The organism is Blattabacterium cuenoti BPAA (assembly GCF_000348805.1).
Classification (GTDB): domain Bacteria; phylum Bacteroidota; class Bacteroidia; order Flavobacteriales; family Blattabacteriaceae; genus Blattabacterium; species Blattabacterium cuenoti_B.
Genome location: NC_020510.1, coordinates 258,792 through 285,628 on the forward strand (window position 1 = coordinate 258,792; position 26,837 = coordinate 285,628).

Genomic DNA, 26,837 nt, shown 5'->3' on the forward strand with positions numbered 1-26,837 from the left:
TTAATATTATTTTTTGATATATTTGTTTGTGTGTAATCACTAATAAAATATAGATGAAGAAAATAGTTTTTTATATTGTACTGAGCAGTATTATGAGTTCAATAATCACAATTGCTGCATATAAACAATACTCTAAAGAAAAACCTTTACTCTTTCCATATACATCATCCTCAAAAACAAGGTTTACCTCATCAGATTCTTCCTCATTAGTTAGTTCTGCTGGATTTCCTGATTTTACTAGAGTCGTATCAAAAACCATACATGCAGTAGTCAATGTCAAAAATTATTCAAAAAAATATAACAATCAATTTGATCCATTTGATTTCTTTTTTGGTTTTCCTGATGATTTTGGTGGAAACAATAGAGAAAGAAAACCTCAAAGAAATGATCTTCCTGGACTTCATGGATCTGGAGTCATTCTATCTCCTGATGGATATATTGTGACTAATAATCATGTCATAAAAGATGCAGAAAAAATAGAAATTACTCTTAGTGATCAAAGAACTTATAAAGCTAAATTAATAGGAACAGATCCTAGTACCGATATCGCTTTATTAAAAATCAATGAAACAAATTTACCCTTTATTTATTTTTCGGATTCTAATAAAGTACAAGTAGGAGAATGGGTTCTAGCGATAGGAAATCCTTTTGATTTAAACTCTACTGTTACAGCCGGGATCATAAGTGCAAAAAATAGAAGTTTGGGGATATTAAGAGGAGAAACACAAACCTCTTCTATTGAATCTTTTTTCCAAACAGATGCAGCGGTCAATCCTGGAAATAGTGGAGGGGCTTTAATTAACACGAATGGAGAATTAATTGGAATTAACACAGCTATTTCTTCAGCTTCAGGAAATTTTATAGGATATAGTTTTGCGGCTCCTTCTAATTTGGTAGCAAAAGTGATCCAAGACATAAAAAAATACGGAATCGTACAACGTGCATATTTAGGAGTGAGAGGAATAGATCTTTCTAAAACAGAATATTTAAAAGCTTATAATAAAGAAACACATCAAAATATAAAATCACAACAAGGTTTTTTAATAGGAGAAGTTTTTGAAAAAAGTGGAGCGTCAGATGCAGGACTTAAAAAAGGAGATATCATAAAAAGCATAGATGGAAAACCTATACAAAATGTTGCAGATCTTTCATTTATCGTAGGAACAAAACATCCAGGAGATGAAGTAAAAGTAAATATTATACGTAGCAAACAAAAAAAAATTTTTCATGTTATTTTAAAAGATTTACAAGGAAGAACAAAAATAAGAACCAAGGAGGAAATGACTCCATCTGAATTATTAGGAGCAGTATTTGAGCCACTTAGTCAAGAGTCTAAAAAAGATTTTGGAATTGGTTATGGAATTAAAATCAAAGAGATCAGAACAGGTCGTTTAAGTGCTATCGGTTTGGAAGAAGGAGATATTATTTTATCTATTAATGGAGTCAGGATGAAAAAACCTAATGATGTAGATAGTGTTTTAAAAAAATACTCAGGAGATGTGACCATAAAATCGATTAAACAAAATGGACAAGTATATATAGCAGGATTTGAAATGAATTAATTATTCATATTTCTATTCCAATAAAAAAACAATGTAATGATTCCATAAATAACATTGGGTAGCCAAACAGATAAATAAGAAGGAATATAATCTTTGTTCGAATATATTTTTGTGATTTCTATAAAAAAAATATAAAAAAAAGCTAATGTAATTCCTATAATCATGTTATAAGCAATTTCTCCTTTTTTTTTTTTCGTAGATATAGATAACCCCAAAATTGTGAAGATTAAAGTAGAAAAGGGGGAACTTGTTCTTTGATAATATTCATTTAAATGCATATTCATATTTTTTTTGTCTCCTTCCATATTAATAAATTTTTTTAACTCATGAATATTCATAGTTTCTGCTATATATTCATCCGGTAAAAATTGTTCTGGGGTAATGGGTAATTTTATAATTTTATAATTCCCTATAACAAAAAAATCACGATTTTTATTGATTGTAGTTTCTCTGTAATCAAATAAAATATATATTTTATATTTTTTATCCCAAAAAATGGTTCTAGATTTTAAAATATATGTTAGTTTTTTTCCATTAAATTTTTGATATACACATTTTTTTCCTATATATTTTTTTTTTGAAAAATTTTGAATAAAAATATATTCATTTTTTGAAATTTGAGTACTGATCGTTTGATTTTTTTCATATTTATTTTTATGTCTTGGACTTAAAAGATATTTATAATAAAATTGATTTTTTTTTTTGTTAGCTATAGGTAAAAAATAATAATTGATTATTAAAGCTATAATTCCTATCACAATAGCTGTACCCAAGTAAGGAAGTGTCAATCTTCTAAAACTAATTCCGTTTGATAGAATCGCTGTAATTTCTGAATGATGGGTTAATTTAGATGTGAAAAAAATAACAGATAAAAAAACAGAAATAGGAGAAAACGTATTCATTAACCATATGGACCAAAAAGGATAATAAAAAATTAAAGCCTCTTTAATAGATCCTTGATTATTTTCTAAACGATGCATCCGTTGAGATATATCTATAACCAGAGATAACAATTGTAGAGAGAGGGTAATAAATATGAAAGTCATAATGAAATTACGAATTATATAACGATCAATAATTTTCATAATATTATTATAAACGTTCTTGTAACAAAGGAATCATAGATTTTTTCCAATAAAAAAATTCATTGTGCATGATACGAATTTTCGCTTCTTGAATAAGATGAAAATAAAAAGAAAGATTATGGATAGAAGCAATTTCTTTTGCTAAATGATCTCTAGATAAAAAAAGATGTCTAACATAAGACTTACTATACAATTGATCTACAAAAGAATTCCCAAATTCATCTAAGCAGGAGTAGTCTTTTTCCCATTTTTTGTTTTTGATATTCATAATTCCTTTCCATGTAAATAACATTCCATGACGTCCATTTCTTGTAGGAAGAACACAATCGAACATATCTATTCCAAGAGAAATTCCTTCTAAAATATCTATAGGACTCCCTACTCCCATTAAATATCTAGGTTTTTTTTTAGGTAAAATATCTGTTAATAAATCAGTAATGCTATGTGTTTGTTCTTTTTCTTCTCCTAAACTTAATCCACCTATTGCATACCCTTCCGCTTCTAACAATGCAATTTTTTCTGTAAAAGATTTCCTTAAATCCGGATAAATACTTCCTTGTATAATTGGAAAAAAACTTTGCTTATAATTATATATTTCTGGATTCTTTTCTAAATAAGAAGAACATTTTTTTAACCAACGATGTGTTTTTTTTAAGGATTTTTTAGCTTCTGTATGACTACAGGGAAAAGGGGGGCAATCATCGAAAGCCATAATAATATCTCCACCTATAAAACGTTGAATTTTCATAGATTTTTCAGGAGAAAAAAAATGAAAAGATCCATTTATCATAGACTTAAATAGAACTCCGTCTTCAGTAATTTTATTTGATTTTTTCAATGAAAAAATTTGAAATCCTCCACTATCTGTTAATATAGAACCCTTCCAATTTAGAAAAGAATGAATTCCTCCGGCTTTATGTAATACTTCAACACCGGGTTGAAAATGTAAATGATAAGTATTTCCAAGAATTATTTTATACATTTTATAAAGTTCATGTGTTGGAACAGACTTTACATAACCTTTTGAAGCGACTGGCATAAAAATCGGAGTTTCTATTTTACCATGATCTGTTTCTAAAATTCCTATTCTTGCTTTGGAATAATTATCTGTTTTAATTAAGTTAAATTTCATTTGAAAAAGATTTTAAAAAATTAAACGATATATGTAACATATAGTAGTTATAAAACATAATTTCGTACTATTTATTGATAAAAAATGAATTTTAAATATAATCACCATGAACCAGTTCTTCTCGAAGAGAGTATAGAAAATTTGATTACAAATCCAAACGGGATTTATGTAGACACTACATTTGGTGGAGGAGGCCATTCTGATGCAATTCTAAAAAAATTAAATCAAAAAGGAACTCTAATAGCTTTGGATCAGGATCAGGAATCTATTAAAAGAAATTGGATTATAGATAAACGTTTTCATCTATTTCACAATAATTTTATTCATATCCGTGATATTTTGAATCAAAACCGAATTGATAAAGTATCAGGAATATTAGTGGATTTAGGAATTTCATCTTTACAAATAGACAATCCTACAAGAGGTTTTTCGAATCAATCCAATTGTATTTTAGATATGAGAATGAATCAGAAATCTTTGTATTCTGCTCAGCATGTTCTAAATGAATGTTCAAAACAAGAATTATTTCATATATTTTATGAATATGGAGAATTTAAAAATGCAAGAAAAATTGCAGAAAAAATATTGAAAACACGTTTAAAAAAAAATATAAAAACGGCTTTGGATTTAGTTCATATTTTTTTTATCAAAGGATCTTTTAAAAAAAGAAAAAGATTTTTCGCTAGACTTTTTCAGTCTATACGAATAGAAGTTAATAATGAAATAAATGTTTTAAAGGATTTTTTATTAGAATCTTCTAAAATCCTCTTAACAGGAGGTAGAATCGTCGTGATTTCATATCATTCTATAGAAGATAGAATCATTAAATATTTTTTTAAAAAAGGAATTATAATAGATAAAATCAATTTTAAAACTCTTCCATTCAGAATGATCCATAAAAAAGTAATTAGACCGAGTTTTCAGGAAATCATAAATAATCCACGATCTAGAAGTGCAAGATTAAGAATTGCAGAAAAGATTTAAATCATAACAAAAATAATATCATAAAATGAAAACGAATATACCAGATATCCTGAAAGGAAAATTTTTAGTAAAAAAAGATGCTTATCGTAGTTGGAATTTTATTGTTTTTATTACTGTACTATCTTTAATTAGCATAACCAGTTCACATATGATGGACCGAAAAATTCGAAAAATCACTAAAATTAGTGAAGAAATCAAGGAATTAAAATCTGAATATGCAGATTTACATAGTAAATGTATGAAAATGCAATTAGCCTCTTTTATAAGAAAAAAATTAGTTAATGGATTAAAACATTTAGAATCTCCTCCATACGAATTAGTCATAATAGAAAAAAATCATAAAAATATGGATGAACCACAATCAAATCAATAATGAAACGGAAAAGATATATTTTATTATATAAATCTTATTTAGTTGGTTTTTTATTCATATTTATTGCCGCATTAATTATTTTCAATTTATTCTATATTCAAAATTATTCAGAAGGATACAAAAAATCTGTTATAAGAAAAACGATTAGAACCAATTTAATTAAAGCAAAACGTGGAAATATTTATGCGTCAGATAATAGTATTTTAGCAATGTCTGTTATAAGATATGAAATTCACATCGATTTTAGATCCATATCTGAAAAATTATTTCAAGAAAATATTTATTCTTTATGTAATTCTTTGGAATTTTTATTTAAAAAACCAAAATTTTTTTTCTATAAAAAATTTCAATACGAAAAAAAAAAAGGAAATAGATATTTTTTATTAGCAAAGAATTTAGATTATCCACATTTTAAAATATTACGAAATTTTCCCATTTTCAATAAAGGACAAATACGAGGGGGGTTCATTGTAGAAAAAAAAATATGTAGAATTCACACATTAGAAAATATTGGAAAAAGAACATTAGGATATGATGATCATAGAGGAAAGGTAGGATTAGAAGGGGCTTTTAGCAAATATTTGAAAGGAAAAGATGGAAAAAGATTAGAACAACGTATTAGCTTTAAAATATGGAAACCATTGAAATCAGGAAACGAAATTCATCCAGAAGATGGAAAAGACGTTTATTCCACTATAGATATATATTTACAAGATATAGCCTATCATGCATTACTTCAAGAATTATCCATTTCTCAGGCAGATCATGGATGTGTTATTTTGATGGATGTAAAAAGTGGAGAAATTCCTGCTATGATCAACCTGGAAAAAACAAAAAAAAGGACTTACGAAGATTTAAGAAATTTTTCAGTATGGGAAGGAAGCGAACCTGGATCTACTTTTAAAACAATGGCTATTCTTGCCGCTTTAGAAGATAAAAAAATAGATGTAGATATGATTGTCAATACCAAAGGCGGAGTCATGAAATTGAGAGGAGAAGAAATACGAGATAGTCATTATAATGGAAATGTTGAAATGAATCCAAAACAAATTTTAGAATTATCTTCAAACGTAGGAATAGCAAAAATTATTTATGAAAATTATAAAGAAAATCCGGAAAAATTCATAGAACATTTCCGTAAATGGAAATTGGATAGAAAAATAGGGATTGACATCCCTGGAGAAAGCATGCCTTTTATTCCAAAACCTGGAAAAAAAAATTGGAGTAGCATTACCTTGCCATGGATGACTTTTGGATATAATATTAAACTAACTCCTTTACAAATACTCACTTTTTACAATGCTATTGCAAACCATGGAAAAATGATTAAACCTCTATTTATTAGAGAAATCAAATATCATGGAAAAAGTATCAAGGAATATACAAAACCTATCATTATGAATCCTTCTATAGCTAGAAAATCTTCTTTAATTAAAATTCAAAATATGTTAGAAGGAGTAGTCAAAAATGGGACCGCTAAAAAATATTATAATCCAGAATATCCTTATGCGGGAAAAACAGGAACAACACAGTTAAATTATTGGATGAAAGGAAAACCCTTATCTTACAACAGTTCTTTTGTAGGATACTTTCCTGCTAAAAATCCAAAATATTCTTGTATTGTAGTCATTTCAAAACCAGAAAAAGGGTACTACGGGATAGAGGTAGCCGTTCCTGTATTTGACAAAATTGCTAAATCTATTTATCCTATAATAGAAAGAAAAGTACTTTTTAAAAAGAAAGAAAATCAAAAGAATTTATTCAATCAAATTATAGAATCAAAAAATTTTTTTATTGATAAATGGATAATGCCTAATGTAGTCTCTGTTCCTGGAAAAGAAATTATACCTATATTAGAAAACAGGGGTTTTCACATTCAATATGAAGGAATAGGAAAAGTATTGACTCAATCTATTCAACCAGGAACAAAATTGAAAAAAAATCAGATTATATTTTTAAAACTAGAAGAATGAAAAAACTATTAAAAGATGTTTTAAAAAAAGTCTATGTGTTAAAAATAATAGGAAAAAATCCTTTTAAATTTATAGAAGGAATTTCTATGAGTTCTAAAATAGTGAAAGACAATATGATTTTTGTAGCTATAAAAGGAAAAAGAACAGATGGACACAAATTTATTATAGATGCAATCCAAAAAGGTGCTAATACTATAATTTGTGAAAAAAGTTATTTTTCCTTCATCCCTATTCATAAACATATCACTTATGTATTTGTTTCAGATTCTATGGAAGCTTTAGGAGTTATATCATCTAATTTTTATGATCATCCTACAAAAAAAATAAAATTAATAGGAATAACCGGAACAAATGGAAAAACCTCTGTAGCTACGATCCTTCATCAGTTATTTTCTAAAATGGGAGAAAAAAATATTCTTATTTCTACTATGGGAATAAAAATATTATCTATAAAATATCCTACTACACATACAACTCCGAATATTATTGAAATTAATAAATATTTAAATATTTCAATCCAAAAAGGGTGCAAATACGCTTTTATGGAAGTAAGTTCACATGGAATCCATCAAAAAAGAATTTCAGGATTATTATTTCAAGGAGGAGTTTTTACGAATATTACACATGATCACTTAGATTATCATAAGTCTTTTGATCATTATTTATCTACTAAAAGGCTTTTTTTTGAAAATTTATCTAAAAAAGCTTTTGCATTAATCAATTCCGATGATGAAAATTCGCATCAAATCATAAAAAAAACTTTAGCTAAAACCTATTTTTATGGTATAAAAAAAAATTCTAATTTCAAAATTTCAATTTTGAAAGAAAACATGAATGGAAATCAATTACTAATTGATGGTCATCAAATTCTTACCTATTTGATAGGAAGATTTAATATTTATAATCTATTAGCTAGTTATGCAACAGCTATTTTATTAGGAAAAAAAAAAGAGAACATCCTGAAAAAAATTAAATATGTAAAACCCATCAAAGGACGTTGTGAGCAATTTTTATCCAACTCAGGTATTCATATTATTGTGGATTATGCCCACAATCCAGATGGATTAAAATCTATTTTAAATACTCTTAAAATCATAAAAAAAAATAATGAAAAATTAATTTGTGTCATAGGTTGTGGGGGAAATAGAGATATAAAAAAACGTTCTTTAATGGGGAAAATTGTCTATGAAACATGTGATATATCTATTTTTACATCCGATAATCCTAGAGAGGAAGATATCAATAAGATATTCAATGATATGAAAAATTTTAAGTCATATCTAAACAAAAAATCTATTTTAACTTTTGTAAGACGAGAAGAAGCTATTCAAACTGCAATTCAAATTGCAAAAAAAAAAGATATTATTCTAATAGCTGGAAAAGGACATGAAACTTTTCAAGAAATCAAAGGAATACGTTATTTTTTTAATGATATGAAAATTGCTAAAAATTTGTTAAAAACTTACAATAAGTAAGATGATTTATTTTTTTAATAAATACTTAATTATAAATTCTGTTTTTTATAGAGCTATTATAGCTTTTTTTTTATCATTTTGTATAGCTTTGATTTTGTATCAAAAAATTATATGTTGGAATCAAAAAAATAGTGTGATAGGAGAAAAAATACGAGATCTTGGACTTTTTGGTCAAAAAGAAAAAGAAGGAACCCCAACTATGGGAGGGGTTGTTATGATATTTTCCACGTTAATTTCTACAGTATTGTTTTCTACTTTAAATAATGTGTATGTATTAATGTTGATAATGACCACATTGTATATGGGTTGTATTGGATTAATAGATGATTATATTAAAATAAAACATAATAAAAAAGGACTTAGTGTAATGGGAAAAATATTTAGTCAAATTTTATTAGGAATTTTTATTGGAATCACTATGTACTTTAACACAAACATTTCTATTCAAAAACAAAAAATAGAATCAAAAGATTCACACTTTTTTAAAAAAAAAGAATATGGGTTCAATACCACTATTCCCATTTTTTCTTCTATATATCATAATCATGAATTTAACTATGCTTATCTTTTGAGTTGGTATAATCAAAAATGGAAAAAATATGCATGGATTGTTTATATTCCTATTGTTGTTGGAATTATTACGTTTTTATCCAATGGAGCTAATTTAACGGATGGAATAGATGGATTAACAGCTGGAATTTCTTCTATTATTTTTGCTCTCTTTTCTTTATTATCTATAATTTCCAGTAATAAAATATATTCCTTCTATTTTCATTTTATATATATTCCTCATTTAGAAGAAATCATTATATTTTCTTTTTCTTTTTTAGGATCTTTAATAAGTTTTCTTTGGTATAATACTTATCCAGCTCAAATTTTCATGGGAGATACAGGAAGCCTAACTATAGGAGGAGTCATCGCAACACTAGCTATTATCAATAGAAAAGAATTAATATTGCCTATCTTGTGTGGAATTTTTTTTATAGAAAATATTTCTGTAATCATGCAAGTATTGTATTTTAGATATTCTAAAAAAAAATATGGTATAGGAAAAAGAGTTTTTCTAATGGCTCCTTTACATCATCATTTTCAAAAATTAGGATATCATGAAAATAAGATTTCCAATCGTTTTATTATCATACAAATGATGCTTTCTATGTTAGTATTTCTTTTATTAATTATATAAAAAAATATAGCAATGAAAAACAAATTTATAGTTGTATTGGGTGGAGGAGAAAGTGGAGTAGGAGCAGCTTTATTAGCTAAAAAAAATGGATTAAAAACATTTTTATCGGATTCTGGAATTATTCTAAATAAATACAAAAAAATTTTAACAAAGAATAAAATTCCTTTTGAAGAAAAAGGACATACAGAGAATATTATCATTCAAAATGCTATTAAAGTGATAAAAAGTCCTGGAATTTCTAGAAATAATCCTTTGATAAAAAAAATCAATTATTTGGGGATTCCTATACAATCCGAATTAGAATTCGGAAAAAGTTATATCGAAAATTCTTATGTTATCGGGATTACAGGAAGTAATGGAAAAACAACGACTTGTTCCATTATTTATAAAATTCTTAAAAAAGAAGGAATGAATGTAGAAATAGCAGGAAATATTGGACATAGTTTTTCTAAAAAAATCATAAAAAAAAAGATATTTATATATTAGAAATGAGTAGTTTTCAATTAGATGATTGTTTGAATTTTCGTTCAAATATTGCCGTATTATTAAACATAACAAGAGATCATTTAAATAGATATGATAATAATATTGAGAATTATATTGATTCCAAATTTAGAATAGCCACTTTTCAAAAAAAAGAAGATATTTTCATTTATAATTATGATGACCCTATTATAAGAGAGGGGATAAAAAAATATCCCATTGTATCTCATTGTATTCCTTTTTCTATAAAGGAAGAATTACATGTAGGCGCTTATATAAAATCTAACAAAATATTTATTCGAAATCAAAAAAATAAAGAAATATATTTTTTAAATGTAAAAGATATTCCTTTAATAGGAGATCATAATCTCTATAATATTATGGCTTCATTAATTATATCCGAAATATTAAACGTAAAAAAAGAATTAATAATTTCCATACTATTAAAATTGAAATCCATAGAACATCGTATGGAAAAAATATCAAATATAAATGGAGTACAATTTATTAATGATTCTAAAGCCACTAATGTAAATGCCGTTTTTTATGCATTAAAAAGTATGAATGCGCCTATTATATGGATAGTAGGAGGAGAAGATAAAGGAAATAATTATGTAGAATTAATTCCTTTGGTTAAAAAAAAAGTAAAAGCCATAATTTGTTTAGGAAAAAATAATAAAAAAATTATAAATTTTTTTAAAAATATCATTGATATCATTTTGGAAACAAAATCCATTAAAAAAGCTGTTTATATGGCTTATATATTATCTTCTCATGGAGATCATGTTTTATTCTCTCCTGCTTGTTCTAGCTTTGATCTTTTTAAAGATTATAAAGAAAGAGGAAATAAATTTAAGCAAGAAGTAAGAAAACTAATTTATGAAAGTTTATGAAAAAATAAATCTTTTTTTAAAAAAATATATAAAAGGAGATAGATATTTATGGGCTTTTATCTCTTTACTGGCTATATTTTCATTTTTACCAGTTTATTCTGCTAGCACAAACTTAGTGACTACATATGGAGGGACGAATACAGTATTTCGTTATTTATTTAAACATGCTATTTTTTTGTTAGTTGGGTTTTTTCTCCTTTTTTTCACTCAATTTATAGACTATAAATATTTTTATAAAATGTCTATCCTTTTCATGCCTATCATATTCATTTTATTAATTTTTACAATGAGTCAAAGAAAAGAATTAGATGGAGTAAATGCTTCTCGTTGGTTACATCTTCCTATTCTCAATATATCTTTTCAAACTTCCAGTATCGCTGGATTGGTTCTTTTCATTTATTGTGCTAGATATTTGTCTCAAAAAAAGAAAGAACGAATCAACTTGAAAAATTCTTTTTTTCCCTTGTGGTTTCCAATATTTTTGATCATTGGACTTATTTTTCCATCGGATGGATCTACTGCTGCTATGATTTTTATATCCGTTTTAATTTTACTTTTTATAGGAGGAATCCCATTAACAAGTGTTATAGGGTTTCTTTTCATGGGTTTTTTATTTTCAGGAATATATATTTATTCTGTTATAAAATGGGGAGATAAAAAACCTATGAATAGGGTTTATACATGGAAAAGTCGTATAGAAAAATTTTTGGATCATGAATCTGAAGAAAGTTATCAAATGAAACAATCTAAAACGGCTATTGTTTTAGGAAATAAATTTGGTCGTGGTCCTGGAAAAAGTGTTTTAAAAGCCTTTCTTCCACAATCTTCTTCAGATTTTATCTATGCTATTATCATAGAAGAATATGGATCTGTTGGAGGCGTAATTCTTTTATTCATTTATATACTAATTCTCATAAGAATTATGATAATAGCGACGAAAGTCCAAAATTATTCTTGTTCTTTATTGGTCCTTTCTGTAGGGTTTCCTATTATTAATCAAGCACTTATTAATATGGGAATTGCTGTTGGTTTATTTCCAGTCACAGGACAAACTTTGCCTCTGATTAGTGCTGGAGGGACTTCTATATGGGTTACTTTTTTAAGTTTTGGGATCATATTAAGCGTAAGTCGACTGATATATTCTCACTCAAAAATTATAATTCATCATGAATCATAATATTTCACCACCTAAAATAATTATTGGAAGTGGAGGAACAGGAGGGCACATCTATCCTGGAATAGCTATTGCTAACGAACTTAAAAAAAAAATTCCAAAAATTGAGATTTTGTTTATTGGATCTAAAAATCATATGGAAATGCGAGAAATCCCAAAATGGGGATATTCCATTGAAAAAATTTGGATTTCAGGTGGAAAAGAGAAATTTTTTTCTTTATCAGGTTTTATTTTATCTATCCAACTAATATATAGCTTGTTTTTGGCAAATAAAATTATGAAAAAATTTTCTCCAGATATAGTTATCGGAACAGGTGGTTTTGTCAGTTTTCCTACCTTATATGCTGCAAAAAAAAATAAAATACCTATTTTGATTCAAGAACAGAATTCTTTTCCTGGACTGACTAATAGAATATTTTCTCGTTATGCGAATAAAATATGTATTGCTTATGAGCAAGCAAAAAAATTTTTTCCCCAAAAAAAAACGATTATAACTGGAAATCCAGTCAGATCTGAAATTTTACACTTGCCTAGTAAAGAAAAAGCTTGTATTCATTTAGGATTAAACATAACAAAACCTATTATTTTATCTATAGGAGGGAGTCAAGGATCCAATAGTATGAATAATGCTTGGATAAAAGGATTAAAACGGATAATAGAATTGGATATGCAACTGATTTGGCAAGTAGGAAAACTTGATCTTTATAAAATTAAAAAAAATAAAATGTCTCATCATTCGAATATTCTTTTCATGGAATTTATTGAAAATATACCGGCATGTTATGCTGCAGCAGACATCATTGTATCTAGAGCTGGAGCTTTGACTATATCAGAAATATGTTTAATAGGAAAACCATATATATTGATTCCTTTTCCTTGGTCTTCCAATGATCATCAAAATCAAAATGCTAAAATATTAGAAGAAAAAAAAGCGGCTTTAATTATAAAAAATGAGGAAATAGAGAAAAAATTAGTGAATTCTGTTATAAAATTAGTGAATGATTCCAGCATGAAAAAAAAAATGAGTAGCAACATATTAAAATTAGGAAAACCTAAAGCAACAAACGATATTGTAAACGAGATTTTACAAATTATTTTATGAACTTCAAAAAAATTGATTTTTTTTATTTTATAGGAATAGGAGGAATGGGGATGAGTTCCCTAGCTAGATATTTTCATACTATGGGTAAAACTGTTTGTGGACATGATCAAAATAAAACCTTTTTGACAAAAGAATTAGAAAAAGAAGGAATATCTATCAACTATCATGATAGTATAGAAATATTACCAAAATGGGTATTATCCAAACAATGTTTGATTGTGTATACCCCAGCCATTCCTAGTCATCATAAACAATGGATGTATTTAAAAAAATATGGTAAAAATGTAAAAAAACGTTCTCAAGTATTAGCTTTCATTACAGAAAATGAGATTTGTATAGCCATAGGAGGAACACATGGAAAAACAACTACTTGTACCTTATTAGGACATATTTTATATAGTTCTGGAATGAATGTCACTGCTTTTTTAGGAGGAATATCTGAAAATTATAAATCAAATTTAATATTGAATCATGTATTGAATGGAAGAAAAATTTTTTTGGTAGAAGCAGACGAATTTGACCATTCTTTTTTATATTTATCTCCTAATATAGCATGTATAACGTCTTTTGACCAAGATCATGTAGATACTTATCCAAGAAAAGAAACTCTGAAAAAGGCTTATATAGCTTTTTCAAATAGAATCAAAAAACCATATAAAAAAATATTTCTTTGCCGAGAAGAATCTTGTCGATTCAAGAACGCAATATATTATTCTGTCCTACAAGGAGAAAATTATTATTCCGATCATCTTTATATAAAAGAAAATAAATGGTATTTTGATTTTCATACTCCTACAGAAACATGGAAATCTTTACCTTTACCTATTCCAGGTCAACATAATTTAAAAAACGTTACTGCAGCATTAGCTATTTCTGATTATCTAAAAATTTCTAAAAAAGAAATCAGGAAAGCTTTATTTTTATTTAAAGGGATCAAAAGAAGATATTCCATTCATTATCAATCTTCAAATAAAATATATATAGATGATTACGCACATCATCCTACAGAAATCAATGCTTTGATCTCTACTGTAAGAGAATGTTTTCCAAATAAAAAGATATTGGGAATTTTTCAACCTCATTTATTTAGTAGAACTAAATTTTTTGAAACATATTTTGCTAAAAGTTTAGAACATCTTGATATTCTAATTTTACTAGATATTTATCCAGCTAGAGAATTTCCCACAAATGGAACGAATTCTAATAGTTTATTAGAAAAAATCAAAATGAGTTCTAAAGAAATATCTACTCTTTCCAAAGTCTTAGAAAAAATTGAAAAGAAACATTTTGATATTATTCTAACAATGGGAGCTGGAAATATAGAGGCCTTAATTCTTCCTATCAAAGAATGGTTGTATAAACGATATGGATAAATCAATGAAAAATAGTAAAACATCCTTTATCATTATTTTATATATGATTTGTATGATCTCGCTTTTTTATTTTTCTAAAAAAACACATCAAAACAGAACTTTAAAAAAATTTAATATTGTCATTGATCCCTTATCTCAAAATCATTTTGTAAATGAAGAAATTATTAAAAATATTCTATTTTATAAAACAAAAAAAATTGAAAAAAAAATCGGTCAATTATGTATATTAAAAATGGAAAAAAAATTAAATCATTACCCTTTTATCAAAAAATCTGAAGTGTTTCTTAGTGTAGATGGAACTTTAAATATTAAAATTTTGCAAAAAGAACCTATATTAAGAATCAAAAATGGAAATAAAGAATCTTATCTTACTAAAGATGCGGAAAATTTAGAACTTTCCTCTTTTTTTTCATCAAAAGTTGTCTTAGCAAAAGGACATTTTTCAAAAGAAGAAAAAAAATATTTAACGAATTTAATAAAATTCATAAACTCCGATGAATTATTAAAAAACCAAATTATTAGTATAAAAAAAAATAAAAATTCATTTGTTTTAATTCCAAAAATAGGGAATCATCATATTATATTAGGAAATATAAAGGATTTTAAAAATAAATTGAATAAATTAAAAGCATTTTATAATCAGTACCTAAATAAAATAGATATTAATCAATACAAAAGTATTGATTTACAGTATAAAGACCAAGTAGTCGCAAAAAAAAGATAAGTCTATGGAATATCAAGATATAGCTATAGGTCTTGATGTGGGAACCACAAAGATTGTAGCTATGGTAGGAAGGAGAAATGAATATAATAAGATTGAGATCTTAGGCATAGGAAAATCTAAAAGTGTAGGTGTACATAGAGGGGTCGTAAATAATATAACTCAAACAATTGAAGCTATTCGTGAAGCGGTATCTGAAGCAGAGCATAGTTCGGGTTTAAAAATAAAAGAAGTTATTGTTGGAATAGCAGGACAACATATTAGAAGTCTACAACATAATGATTATATTACTAGATTAGATTTTGAAAATGTTATCAGTCAAAAAGATATACAAAAATTAATAGATCAAGTTCATAAACTGATTATGCAACCGGGAGAAGAAATTATTCATGTTCTTCCACAAGAATATAAAGTCGACAGTCAAGCAGAAATAGGAGAACCAATAGGAATGTATGGAAGTCGTTTAGAAGCAAATTTTCATGTAGTTGTAGGACAAATTTCTTCGATACGAAATATTGGAAGATGTGTAAAAGCTGCAGGCTTGAATTTATCTGGAATGACCTTAGAACCTTTAGCTTCTGCTGAAGCTGTATTAAGTACAGAAGAAAGAGAAGCAGGTGTTGCTTTAGTGGATATAGGAGGAGGGACTACGGATATTGCTATATTTAAAGATAACATTATCCGTCATACTGCCGTGATCCCTTTTGGAGGAAATGTCATTACTGAAAATATAAAAACAGATTGTTTGGTTATTGAACGACAAGCCGAATTACTAAAAATAAAATTTGGATCTGCATGGCCAGGAGAAAATAAGGAAACAGAAATTGTTTGTATTCCTGGATTAAGAGGTCGTGATCCTAAAGAAATTTCTTTAAAATACCTTTCCCAAATTATTCATATACGAGTATGTGAAATTTTGGAACAAGTAAATGTAGAAATAAAAAATTATGGAAATGAAGAACAAAAGAAAAGACTGATTGCAGGATTAGTTATGACAGGTGGAGGTTCTCAACTTAAACATATTCGTCCATTAACAGAATATATTACTGGAATGGACGTTCGTATAGGTTATTCTAACGAACATATAGCAGGAGGGGAAAACGGGATTATAAGTAATCCAGAATATGCAACATCTATAGGGTTAGTAATTAAAGGACTTGATGATAAAAAAAAATATCTTTGTACAAACGCAGAGATGGAACATAGATATAATAGATATGATGGAAATCCTGAGTTGATTTCTACGAAGTTTTATAATAAAAATCGTAGATTAAATTTTGAAGAGGATCAGAATCATAAAAAGAAAAAAAATAAAACAAAATCTTTTCTTGAAATTTGGGCAGATAAGTTCCGTCAAATATTGAATGATACAGAATAATAAACTATGAAATGAAAAAAGAAGATTTTATAAAGAAAGAAAACGATCAATTGGAATTTCCAAAAAATCGTTCAGCTTCCATCAAAGTAATTGGAGTAGGAGGAGGAGGAAGTAATGCTTTAAGTCATATGTTTGAACAAGGAATAACTGGGGTAGATTTTATTGCGTGTAATACAGATGCACAAGCGTTAAATAATAATCCAGTTCCTATAAAAATTCAATTAGGGGCTTCTATTACAGAAGGACTTGGTGCTGGAGCAGATCCAGAAGTAGGAGAAAAGGCTGCATTAGAAAGTTTGGAGGAAATAAAAAGTATTTTAGATTCTAATACTAAAATGACCTTCATTACAGCAGGAATGGGTGGAGGAACGGGAACTGGTGCTGCTCCAATTATTGCAGGAATTTCTAAAGAAAAAGGAATTCTAACTGTAGGGATCGTTACAATTCCATTTCATTTTGAAGGAAAAATGAGATTACAACAAGCTCAAAAAGGAATAGAAGCATTAAGAAAAAATGTGGATTCTCTCATTGTGATTAATAATGATAAATTGAGAGAATTATATGGAAATCTAGGATTTAAAGCGGGTTTTTCAAAAGCTGATGAAGTTTTAACGACGGCAGCTAAGGGGATTGCAGAAGTCATCACTCATCATTATAAACAAAATATAGATTTAAGAGATACAAGAACCGTTCTCAAAGAAAGTGGTACGGCTGTTATGGGTTCTTCTATTGCTGTTGGAGAAAATAGAGCAAAAGAAGCTGTTGTACAAGCTTTAGATTCCCCATTATTGAATGATAATAAAATTACGGGAGCCAAAAATGTCCTTCTTCTTATTGTTTCAGGAAAAATAGAAATTACTATAGATGAAATAGGAATTATCAGTGATTATATACAAGCTGAAGCAGGAAATAATGCTAATATTATAATGGGTCTAGGGGAAGACGAAGGTTTGGAAGAAAGTATTTCAGTTACTATAGTGGCCACGGGATTTCCTACGGAAATACAGAGAGCTATTAATCATGAAGAAAAAAAAATATTTCATAGATTAGAAGAACCTTATGAACAAAGATTAAACAAAATAGAAGAAATCCATTCTTATTCTAAACGGATTGATCCTAATTTTTCAAAAACTTATTCAAAATCCAGTCATTTAGAAAAATTTTATTATAAAAATAAAAAAGATGATTTTTTATCGAATCAAAAACAAAACATTTTTGATCTGTCTATAAATTCAAATTTTTATAAAGAAAAGAAACATAAAAAATACATGTTAGAAGATAGTTTTGATCTTCCGATTTCATACAATGAAAATGAAAAAAAAATCTTAAAACGTAAAAAAGAAAATAAACCAAATCAAGAGTTAAATTGATCAATCTTCCCAAAGGAACCAGAGATTACTCATCTATTGATATGAGTAAACGAAATTATTTAATTCAAACGATTCGAACACAATTTGAACTTTTTGGTTTTGATTCTATAGAAACTCCTTCCATAGAAAATATTTCTACTCTTGTTGGTAAATATGGAGAAGAAGGAGATTCCTTAATGTTTAAATTGCTCCATTCAGGTAATTTTTTAAAAAAAAGAATTTTAGATTTTTTAAAAAAAATCAAAAATAATCGAGAAATAGTTGTTAATAATGTTGTGGAAAAGTGTTTCATTGAACATATGTCGAATAAAGCTCTTAGATATGATTTAACGGTTCCTTTTGTTCGTTATGTAGTTATGCATAAAAATGAAATCATTTTTCCTTTTAAAAGATACCAAATACAACCTGTCTGGCGTGCAGATAAACCTCAAAAAGGAAGATTGAGAGAATTTTACCAATGTGATGCAGATATGATATCATATTCTTGGTCTTTATGGGAAGAAATAGAATTAATTCAACTTTGTGACGAAATTTTTACTAAATTAAATTTTCCTATCATTATCTATATTAATCATAGAGATATATTAAGAGGACTAGTTGAAATAGCTGGCATAAAAAATAATTTATGGAAAGATTTTACTACATCTTTAGATAAATGGAATAAAATTGGACGAGATTTAGTAAAAAAAGAAATGCTTTCCAAAGGAATTACATCTTTATCTTTTGATAAAGTGGCATTTTTTTTTGATATGAAAGAAAATTTCTATCATAAAGAAAAACATTTAACTATAGCTTTACAAAATTCTGAAATAGGAAAAAAAGGATTACGAGATCTGAGTTTTATTTATAGAAATATAAATAATATTTCTTTACAAAATACAAAATTGGAATGGAATATTTCTTTAGCTAGAGGAATGAATTATTATACAGGGACAATATTAGAAATTGTTCCATTCTACAATAAGAGTTTTATTTCTATTGGAGGAGGAGGGAGATATGATCAATTAGCTCATTCATTTGGGTTAAACAATATTTATGGAGTAGGAATTTCTTTAGGTTTGGATCGAATTTATTTAGCCATGGAGCATGAAAATCTATTTCAAACTGTTTCTAATTATCCTTCAAAAGTTTTATTTATTAATTTCGGAAATGAAGAGGTTTTATATGCATACAAAATAATCAAATTTTTGAGAAAAAAAGGAATTTCTACTCAATTATATCCTAATGCGGAGAAAATAGGAAAACAATTTAGATATGCTAATGATAACAATATTCCATTTGTTATTAGTATCGGAAAAAACGAAATTAATAAAAATAAAATCAGAATGAAAGATCTTCAAAAAAGAACAGAAAAAGAATACGATAACATTAACAATGTTGTGAATCAATTAACGAAAAAATTATGATAAAATTGGATTGAGTGCTTTTTTCTTCCAAAGAAAAAAACCGACTATAGCCAATAGAAGAAGAATAATAAATAAAATTCCTGTTAATATAAAACCTTTCAAAAAATAAATAGGAACGGAAATTCCGTTTCCCACCATCCAAAATATCCAATTTTCTACTTTTTTCATGGACATTTGATACATACCAGAAAAATAAATACCTGTTGTCAGAATATCCATCCAATCAAAATGAGACTGAAGTTTTCCATAAAAAACATAAACTATCATACTGAAAATACAAGTGGATAAAAACAAAATAAAGGTATAAAAATAATCTTTTTTATTGCAAAAAGTAATAGGAATTTTTTTATTTTTATCCTTCTTATACATCCATGCATACCATCCATAAAAACTCATCAACGTGTAATACAAGTTAATAATAAAATTTCCATAAAGAGAGGTATCAAAAGTTAAATAACTATATATAATCGTACTAACTATTCCTATTGGATATACCCATACATTATTTTTTTGAGCATAGAATACACTAAATATTGTAAATGCTACAGCTGTTAATTCTAAAATTATGTGAAAAAAACTATTATGATAATAGGGGGATAAAAGGATATCTATCCAATCATTATTCATATAATAATATTATAATATTTATTTGTCTATAATGTAAACTAAGTAATGTTCTTCTATTTTTCGATAGAAAGCAGAAAATCGTTGACTATAGGAATTTTTTATAATCCAGCATGATACACGAGAATTTTTTTGAAGGCAAAAAGGAGAAACTTTATAATGATCTAAAAAACTATAAAAAATACCTCCTTCTAGTTTATATAAACTTTCTTTAATTCCCCATATAATATGTAAATAATCTTCTTCATAATTTGGATGAATAAAGATAGATTCATCATCCCTAATAAATTTTTTCTTTATTCTTACTATCTTTTTATCTTTTCGTAATTTTTCTATGTCTATTCCTATATGATAAGAACTTATAGCTATGGCTATTTTTTCAAAAGAATGACTCAAAGAAATATGTTTTCCTTCAGAAAAAAGAAAAGGTTTTCTTTTTTCATTATAAAAAATATTCATTTTTATACCTATATATCTCAAAGCAGAACGTATTCCTAAAAATTCTCTTTTTCGTTTTTCTGATAATGATAAAAAAAACATTTTTTCTTTATCTGAAAGATAAAGTTTTCTTAAAAACATAGTTTCTAAAAAATGTTTCCATTTAAAAACTATGATCATAGTATGAAGAGTATGAAATTTATAGGTATAAAAATTCATTGCTATTTTAGAAATTCTTTAAATCTAGCCATTTTTTTTGTACTATTGTGAATATTATTTAATTATGTTGTATAAAGAAATTGAAAAAGCGTTAAAAAATGTTATTATTATTGATAATAAAAATATTGTAGAATCTGGTTGGGTAAAAAAAATAGATTTATTAAATAATGAAATCAGAATCTATTTAAGTTTATCCAATCCTACTATGCATATAAAAAACAAACTCATCAAAGAGATAAACCGTTCTATAAAAAATCAAAATATTTTAGATACAATCCGCATCAAAATAGAAATAAAATCAGAGACGAAAATAAAACCTGGAATAAAAAATATAATAGCTGTAGCTTCTGGAAAAGGAGGGGTCGGAAAATCCACAGTAGCAACAAATATAGCAGTTTCTTTAGTTAAAATGGGTTTTTATGTTGGATTATTAGATGCGGATATTTATGGTCCATCTATTCCATTAATGTTTAATCTTAAAGAAGAATCGGTGAATTTACAACAACATAAAAATGGAATTCTGAATCCTATTACTAGTTATGGAGTTAAAATTATATCTATAGGTTTTTTTTCAAAATATGGACAGGCTATTGTTTGGAGGGGCCCCATGGTAACTAAAGTTTTGAGACAATTTATGTATGAAACCAATTGGGGGGAATTAGATTTTTTAATTGTAGATTTACCTCCAGGAACAGGAGATATTCATTTATCTCTTTTGCAGGAGATTTCATTATTTAAATTAAAAGGAATTGTTATAGTAAGTACATCTCAAAAAATAGCCTTGTCGGACGTTAATCGGTCTGTAGGAATGTTTCGTATTCAATCTATTTATGTTCCCATACTTGGAATTATAGAAAATATGTCTTATGTTCTTTCAAAAAAAACTAAAGAAAAATACTATTTTTTTGGAAAAAATGGAGTAAAAGATTTTTCAAAAGAAATGAATCTTTTTTTTCTTGGAGAAATTCCTATGTTACAAACAATACGAGAATATTCAGATTTGGGAATTCCTATTGTCTTAGAAAACAAGGAGATTAGAAATCTATTTATCAACATAACGAAAAATATTATAAAACAAATAAAATTATAAACAAAGTTTGATAAATTCTTTTACTATTAATATTAGAAGAGATATAGATTTTTCTATTTCTTTATAAAAAAATGGCTTAAAATTGGAATTTCGATGTTCATCAGATTTTTTATATAATCCCATTATAATGGATATAGCAAATACTCGTAAATTCATACATCTAGCTTTTATGACATCTGATACTATATCTATGCCTACACTATCTCCCCCCATAGATCGTATCATTGCATATTCTGCATAGGTTTTATAATTAGAATAAGGATAAGCGACATATACTCCTTTCTGAATAATGATATTATGATTCATTGCAATATTTTCTGCAATTTCTATCATTTTTTTATCATATGGTTCTGTAATTTCGAAAAATCTATTTTTTATAAATTCTTTTATATTAGAACTTTCCGGAAAAAAATTAATATGATCCTTAACCAACATCACATCTCCCATTTTGTAATTGGGATTGACCCCACCAGAAATATTAATCAATATGAATTTGTCTATTCCTATATTTTTACACAATACAATTGAGAAATTGTTTGTTCTATTTTCTTCAGAAAAAGGTTCTATTAAAAGAACCACATTTTTATCTTCTATTTTTCCGAAAATAAATTTTCCATATAAATTTTTTTTTGAGAAAAGGGGTATTTCTTCATAAGAAATGCATATAGGATTTTTGATCTCTTCTATCAATCGATCAAATTGATTTCCTAATAATAAAATTCCAAAATCAGGTTTTTCTTTGATTTTGTTTTGGATGTATTGTTTTGATTTTTCTAAAGTCATAGTCATTAACATAATAAAATTCAAAGTTTTTATCAAATTATATTCTACGAATAGAATCCCCCGAAAAAGGGAAAAATAAAACAAAGGTAAATTGTTTGATTGATTTAATCATTTGATGAATTTTGACTTACTTATTGTATGATATTTACTTCCCTGGATAAAGGAATCCCAAACTTTTTTTTTATGTTTTTTGTTATTTTTTCTGAAAAAGAATATATCTCCATTCCAGTAGCTTTTCCATAGTTTACTAAAATAATAGGTTTTTTTTCATATATTCCTACATTTCCAATTTTTTTTTCTTTCCATCCTATATTTTCAATTAATGAATTAGCAGATAGTTTGACTTTATGATTAGAAATATTATAACCTGTAATAGTAGGATGTTGATGTTGTAGTTTTTTAAAAATCAAAACCTCTACTGTAGGATTGATAAAAAAACTTCCCGCATTTCCAATTTTTTTTGGATTTGGAAGTTTTTTCTGTCTAACATTAAAAATGGCCTGACTTAAATCGTTGAGAGTAGGCATTTTAATATTCATATTTTCTAATTCTTTTTGAATTTCCACATAAGATGTATTTAATTGTTTATATTTCTTTCTTAAAAGAAAAAAAACAGATAAAATCAGAAATTTATTTCTATAATGAGGATGTTTAAAGAAAGAATAACGATATTTTAATTGACATTCTTCACGTGTAAATTCTCTTATTTTTCTATGATAGATTTCATATGCTTGTACTTTTATTAAAGTATCTTTTACTTCTGATCCATATGCTCCAATGTTTTGAATGGGAGCAGCTCCAACTGTACCAGGAATAAATGATAAGTTTTCTAAACCACTAAATCCTTTTTTGATCGTCCAGTTTACAAATTCATTCCAATTTTCTCCAGCAAAAGCTTGAACAATGACTTGAGAATGATTTTCTTTGATCACTTTCTTTCCTTTGATTCCCATTTTCATGACTAATCCCGGATAATAATTTTTTAAAAAAAGAATATTACTTCCATTTCCTAAAAAAAGTTTTGAAATGGATGGATATATATCAAAAATTTTTAGAATTTCTTCTATACTTCTTACTTCTACAAAATAACGAGCATAAACATTTATTCCAAATGTATTAAATTTTTTTAGAGAAAAGTTTTTTTTAATGAACATGTGAAAAATATTTCATAAATACATAAATACAATTTTGTACGTAAATATTGTATGATTAAATTTATCCGTAGTAAATAAAAGTAAAATATAAAATTGTTTTTTTATGAAAAAAGGAGGAAGTTTTTTTTGGGGAGTTTTTTTAGGAACTATAGCCGGGTTAATAGTGGGAATGATATTCTCTACAAAAAAAGAGGAAAAAATCAAAAATATATTAGAAAAAAAAACAGAAGAATTAAGAGATAACTTACAGGAAATTGGGAATAGAATTGGAAAAAAAGTACATAAAATCAAATCAGACTTTGAATCTAAGTGGAAAAAAAATAAAATAGAAAAAATGGATCAAGTAGAAGATGAATTAGGAACTTAAAACTGAATAAGTTTTTTATTGTTTTAAAATGTTCATTTTTATTAAAAATTTTATCCATAAAAAATGGTGTATTTTTAGAAATGAAGTCATTCAAATATTGATTTCCATCATGACAGAAATTTTTTTAAATTTTTTATTATTGATCCTTTGCATTCTTATTTTTTTTTTAGTAAGTCTTTCTTTATGTTTTTTTCTTTCTTTTTATGTTGGAAATTATGTTATCGGATTTGGAATTCTAACTTTTTCATATTTTTTAATTTTTATTGTTACATTTTTTTTTGGTAAAAATATTACACGATTTTTAATAAAAAATTTATTTAATAAATTTTTTATTAAACTTTTTGATAATAAAAAATAATATTTTATGAAAAAATTAGAAATCGTTTATGGAATACATCCATTGATAGAAGCGATTATAGCTAAAAAAAATATTAGAAAGCTCTTCTTTCAAAGAGGATTGAAACAAGCATCAAATGCTTACAAAAAATTAATAAATCTTTCCAAAAAAGAACATATTCCAATTCAATCCGTTTCAAAACAAAAATTTTATCAATTGAAAAATAAAAATCATCAAGGAGTTTTTGCTATTCTTTCTCCTATAGAAACTTATCACATAGAGGATTTACTTCCGATATTTTATGAAAAAGGAAAAAATCCCCTTTTGATTATTCTAGATCGAATTACAGATGTAAGAAATTTCGGGGCTATCATACGAACTGCTGCATGCGCAGGAGCAGATGCTATCATTATTCCAAAAAAAGATACAGCCATGATTGGATCTGATGCTATTAAAACTTCTTCAGGTGCTTTATTTAAAGTTCCAATATGTCAAGAAAAAAATCTATTGAACACAATAGAATTTTTGAAGAACTCTGGATTGAAAATTGTCTCTGCTACAGAAAAATCCAATATATATTGGTATAATATTGATTTTTCAGGGCCAACAGCTTTAATACTAGGAAATGAAGAAAAAGGAATTTCTTCCCAATATTTAAAAATTTCCTACGAAAAAGCAAAAATTCCAGCTATAAAAGGAATTTCATCTTTAAACGTATCTGTAGCTTGTGGTGTTATTTTATATGAAATTTTCAGACAAAGAAAATATAAATCTAAAACTCACTTTTAAATTGGTTTAAAAAACGAATATCATTATCAAAATAAATTCTAATATCTTTTATTTTATAAATTATTAGAGCTAAACGTTCAATTCCCAATCCAAAAGCAAATCCAGAATAAATTTCTGAATCAATATTTACGTTTTTCAAAACTTGGGGGTCTATCATTCCACAACCCATAATTTCTATCCATTCATTATTGCAATAGAGATCTACTTCAGCACTAGGCTCTGTAAATGGAAAATAAGAAGGACGAAATCTCATTTTTGCTTCTCCAAAAAGAGAAGTGATTAAATAATGAATCGTTTGTTTTAAATCAGAAAAAGAAACTTTTTTATCTATATAAAATCCTTCCGCTTGATGAAACATGAAATTGGAACGTGATGAAATGGTTTCATTTCTATATACTTTTCCGATAGACAACACACGAAAAGGCGGGCTATGTTTCTTCATATACCGTATTTGTACAGAAGAAGTGTGTGTACGCAACAAAAAATCTGGATTTTTGCACAAAAAAAATGTATCTTGCATTTCTCTGGATGGATGAAAAATAGGAATATTTAAAGCTGTAAAATTATGCCAATCATCTTCTATTTCAGGACCATCTACATAAGTAAATCCAATTTTTGTCAATAAATCTATTATTTTATTTTTTAAAATAGATAGGGGATGTCTAGATCCTATTTCAATCGATGTTCCAGGTATAGTAGGATCGAATTTGAGTCCTTTCTCATTTTTTTGGATCTCATTTTTAGAGTGAAAAATCTTTATTTTATTTTGAGCTTCTTTTTTTAACTCATTAATAATTTTTCCATAAATCTTTCTTTTCTGAATAGAAATTTTTTTTAATTCTTTAAATAGAATTGTTATAATTCCCTTTTTTTTACCTAAAAATTTAATTCTAAATATTTCTAAATCATTAGATGTTTTCATATGAAAACATTGGATCTCTTCTTTAACTTTTTCTATTTTTTTTTGATCCATATTTTTTTATTCAAGAATATTTTCGTCATTCATATAACGAATAATAGCTTTTTTTATTACAAATAATTGTTCTTCTGGATTAAAAGGAATCTTATTTTTCAACATATAATGAGGCCATCCTTCCTTATCTTTTCCAAGAAAAAAATAATATCCAAAAGGTTCTAATATTCTACATATTGCAATATGTAGAATATTGATTTTATCTTCTTGATTGAAAAATCTATTCTTTCCTTTTCCTAATTCTTGAATTCCTATTATATAAATAATTCCAATTATATCAATTTTTCCTTCTATAGAAAAATTATTTTGTATATATGACATGACTTTATTCCAATTGATATGAAATTGTTGCATACATTTTCTTTTCATTTTATTTAGTTAGTATATTAAAAA

General features: G+C 26.4%; 24 protein-coding genes and 1 pseudogene. 17 read left to right on the plus strand and 8 right to left on the minus strand.

The features are described from left to right. Window positions 1-53: 53 nt before the first annotated feature. The gene (locus BPAA_RS01220) at window positions 54-1,562 is read left to right on the plus strand and encodes a trypsin-like peptidase domain-containing protein (RefSeq protein ID WP_023469929.1); all 1,509 of its coding nucleotides are present in this window, start codon (window positions 54-56) and stop codon (window positions 1,560-1,562) included. Here BPAA_RS01220 and BPAA_RS01225 read toward each other — a convergent pair. Both BPAA_RS01225 and tgt read right to left on the minus strand, forming a co-directional pair. Continuing rightward, window positions 1,559-2,647, minus strand: a complete 1,089-nt coding sequence (locus BPAA_RS01225) for an LptF/LptG family permease (RefSeq protein WP_015429863.1) — start codon at window positions 2,645-2,647, stop codon at window positions 1,559-1,561. The genes BPAA_RS01220 and BPAA_RS01225 overlap by 4 nt on opposite strands. A 7-nt stretch (window positions 2,648-2,654) precedes the next feature. After that, window positions 2,655-3,779, minus strand: a complete 1,125-nt coding sequence (gene tgt, locus BPAA_RS01230) for a tRNA guanosine(34) transglycosylase Tgt (protein WP_015429864.1) — start codon at window positions 3,777-3,779, stop codon at window positions 2,655-2,657. A gap of 84 nt (window positions 3,780-3,863) precedes the next feature. Here tgt and rsmH point away from each other — a divergent pair, with 84 nt between their 5' ends. From rsmH to hisS, 13 genes and pseudogenes are all read left to right on the plus strand, one after another. Then, window positions 3,864-4,763 carry a 16S rRNA (cytosine(1402)-N(4))-methyltransferase RsmH gene (rsmH, locus tag BPAA_RS01235; protein ID WP_015429865.1) on the plus strand — a complete coding sequence of 300 codons (900 nt, stop codon included), beginning with the start codon at window positions 3,864-3,866 and terminating at the stop codon, window positions 4,761-4,763. A 25-nt stretch (window positions 4,764-4,788) separates the two neighbouring features. Next, the gene (locus tag BPAA_RS01240) at window positions 4,789-5,136 is read left to right on the plus strand and encodes an FtsL-like putative cell division protein (RefSeq protein WP_015429866.1); all 348 of its coding nucleotides are present in this window, start codon (window positions 4,789-4,791) and stop codon (window positions 5,134-5,136) included. Then, window positions 5,136-7,109, plus strand: coding sequence for a penicillin-binding protein (locus BPAA_RS01245; protein WP_015429867.1), 1,974 nt, complete (start codon window positions 5,136-5,138; stop codon window positions 7,107-7,109). Before BPAA_RS01240 ends, BPAA_RS01245 begins: the two co-directional genes overlap by 1 nt. Further along, window positions 7,106-8,584, plus strand: a complete 1,479-nt coding sequence (locus BPAA_RS01250) for a UDP-N-acetylmuramoyl-L-alanyl-D-glutamate--2,6-diaminopimelate ligase (RefSeq protein ID WP_015429868.1) — start codon at window positions 7,106-7,108, stop codon at window positions 8,582-8,584. The genes BPAA_RS01245 and BPAA_RS01250 overlap by 4 nt, the downstream gene beginning before the upstream one ends. A 1-nt stretch (window position 8,585) precedes the next feature. After that, complete coding sequence (gene mraY / locus BPAA_RS01255; protein WP_015429869.1) at window positions 8,586-9,770, plus strand: phospho-N-acetylmuramoyl-pentapeptide-transferase; 1,185 nt, start codon at window positions 8,586-8,588, stop codon at window positions 9,768-9,770. A 12-nt stretch (window positions 9,771-9,782) separates the two neighbouring features. After that, a pseudogene (gene murD / locus BPAA_RS01260) lies at window positions 9,783-11,146 on the plus strand (UDP-N-acetylmuramoyl-L-alanine--D-glutamate ligase). Next, window positions 11,133-12,323, plus strand: a complete 1,191-nt coding sequence (locus BPAA_RS01265) for an FtsW/RodA/SpoVE family cell cycle protein (protein ID WP_015429870.1) — start codon at window positions 11,133-11,135, stop codon at window positions 12,321-12,323. Before murD ends, BPAA_RS01265 begins: the two are co-directional and overlap by 14 nt. Next, window positions 12,313-13,422 (plus strand): undecaprenyldiphospho-muramoylpentapeptide beta-N-acetylglucosaminyltransferase, encoded by a 1,110-nt coding sequence (murG, locus tag BPAA_RS01270; RefSeq protein ID WP_015429871.1) that lies wholly within the window; start codon window positions 12,313-12,315, stop codon window positions 13,420-13,422. Before BPAA_RS01265 ends, murG begins: the two co-directional genes overlap by 11 nt. Further along, window positions 13,419-14,795: a UDP-N-acetylmuramate--L-alanine ligase gene (gene murC / locus BPAA_RS01275; RefSeq protein WP_015429872.1), complete on the plus strand. Its 1,377-nt coding sequence runs from the start codon at window positions 13,419-13,421 to the stop codon at window positions 14,793-14,795. The genes murG and murC overlap by 4 nt, the downstream gene beginning before the upstream one ends. 4 nt (window positions 14,796-14,799) lie before the next feature. Further along, window positions 14,800-15,519, plus strand: coding sequence for a cell division protein FtsQ/DivIB (locus BPAA_RS01280; protein ID WP_041178707.1), 720 nt, complete (start codon window positions 14,800-14,802; stop codon window positions 15,517-15,519). Between the two features lie 4 nt (window positions 15,520-15,523). Further along, window positions 15,524-16,894 (plus strand): cell division protein FtsA, encoded by a 1,371-nt coding sequence (gene ftsA, locus BPAA_RS01285; protein ID WP_015429874.1) that lies wholly within the window; start codon window positions 15,524-15,526, stop codon window positions 16,892-16,894. 11 nt (window positions 16,895-16,905) lie between these two features. Then, on the plus strand, window positions 16,906-18,264 hold the full coding sequence (ftsZ, locus tag BPAA_RS01290; RefSeq protein ID WP_015429875.1) for a cell division protein FtsZ: 1,359 nt from the start codon (window positions 16,906-16,908) through the stop codon (window positions 18,262-18,264). Window positions 18,265-18,305: 41 nt separating this feature from the next. Further along, complete coding sequence (hisS, locus tag BPAA_RS01295) at window positions 18,306-19,670, plus strand: histidine--tRNA ligase (RefSeq protein WP_051048856.1); 1,365 nt, start codon at window positions 18,306-18,308, stop codon at window positions 19,668-19,670. Here hisS and pnuC read toward each other — a convergent pair. Together pnuC and BPAA_RS01305 are read right to left on the minus strand one after the other, a co-directional pair. Continuing rightward, complete coding sequence (gene pnuC / locus BPAA_RS01300; protein WP_015429877.1) at window positions 19,665-20,297, minus strand: nicotinamide riboside transporter PnuC; 633 nt, start codon at window positions 20,295-20,297, stop codon at window positions 19,665-19,667. The two genes, hisS and pnuC, sit on opposite strands and share 6 nt — an antisense overlap. 18 nt (window positions 20,298-20,315) lie before the next feature. Next, a complete protein-coding gene (locus tag BPAA_RS01305) occupies window positions 20,316-20,951 on the minus strand; it encodes a 4'-phosphopantetheinyl transferase family protein (RefSeq protein WP_015429878.1) in 636 nt (211 codons plus the stop codon). Between the two features lie 67 nt (window positions 20,952-21,018). Between BPAA_RS01305 and BPAA_RS01310 the strand changes: the two genes are divergently transcribed. Beyond that, window positions 21,019-22,041, plus strand: coding sequence for an Mrp/NBP35 family ATP-binding protein (locus tag BPAA_RS01310; RefSeq protein ID WP_041178708.1), 1,023 nt, complete (start codon window positions 21,019-21,021; stop codon window positions 22,039-22,041). On the opposite strand, the gene BPAA_RS01315 is transcribed toward BPAA_RS01310, so the two are convergent. Further along, window positions 22,036-22,848 (minus strand): purine-nucleoside phosphorylase, encoded by an 813-nt coding sequence (locus BPAA_RS01315; RefSeq protein WP_432762341.1) that lies wholly within the window; start codon window positions 22,846-22,848, stop codon window positions 22,036-22,038. The two genes, BPAA_RS01310 and BPAA_RS01315, sit on opposite strands and share 6 nt — an antisense overlap. 107 nt (window positions 22,849-22,955) lie before the next feature. Continuing rightward, window positions 22,956-23,978 (minus strand): UDP-N-acetylmuramate dehydrogenase, encoded by a 1,023-nt coding sequence (gene murB / locus BPAA_RS01320; RefSeq protein WP_015429881.1) that lies wholly within the window; start codon window positions 23,976-23,978, stop codon window positions 22,956-22,958. A gap of 103 nt (window positions 23,979-24,081) precedes the next feature. Between murB and BPAA_RS01325 the strand changes: the two genes are divergently transcribed. Together BPAA_RS01325 and rlmB are read left to right on the plus strand one after the other, a co-directional pair. Then, entirely contained in the window at window positions 24,082-24,345 is a 264-nt protein-coding gene (locus BPAA_RS01325; protein ID WP_015429882.1) for a YtxH domain-containing protein, read from the plus strand. A 364-nt stretch (window positions 24,346-24,709) separates the two neighbouring features. Further along, window positions 24,710-25,471 carry a 23S rRNA (guanosine(2251)-2'-O)-methyltransferase RlmB gene (gene rlmB, locus BPAA_RS01335; RefSeq protein WP_015429884.1) on the plus strand — a complete coding sequence of 254 codons (762 nt, stop codon included), beginning with the start codon at window positions 24,710-24,712 and terminating at the stop codon, window positions 25,469-25,471. Here rlmB and pheS read toward each other — a convergent pair. Together pheS and BPAA_RS01345 are read right to left on the minus strand one after the other, a co-directional pair. Continuing rightward, window positions 25,455-26,444, minus strand: coding sequence for a phenylalanine--tRNA ligase subunit alpha (pheS, locus tag BPAA_RS01340; RefSeq protein WP_015429885.1), 990 nt, complete (start codon window positions 26,442-26,444; stop codon window positions 25,455-25,457). The genes rlmB and pheS overlap by 17 nt on opposite strands. Before the next feature lie 6 nt (window positions 26,445-26,450). Further along, window positions 26,451-26,813 carry a hypothetical protein gene (locus tag BPAA_RS01345; RefSeq protein WP_023469930.1) on the minus strand — a complete coding sequence of 121 codons (363 nt, stop codon included), beginning with the start codon at window positions 26,811-26,813 and terminating at the stop codon, window positions 26,451-26,453. Window positions 26,814-26,837 lie beyond the last annotated feature (24 nt).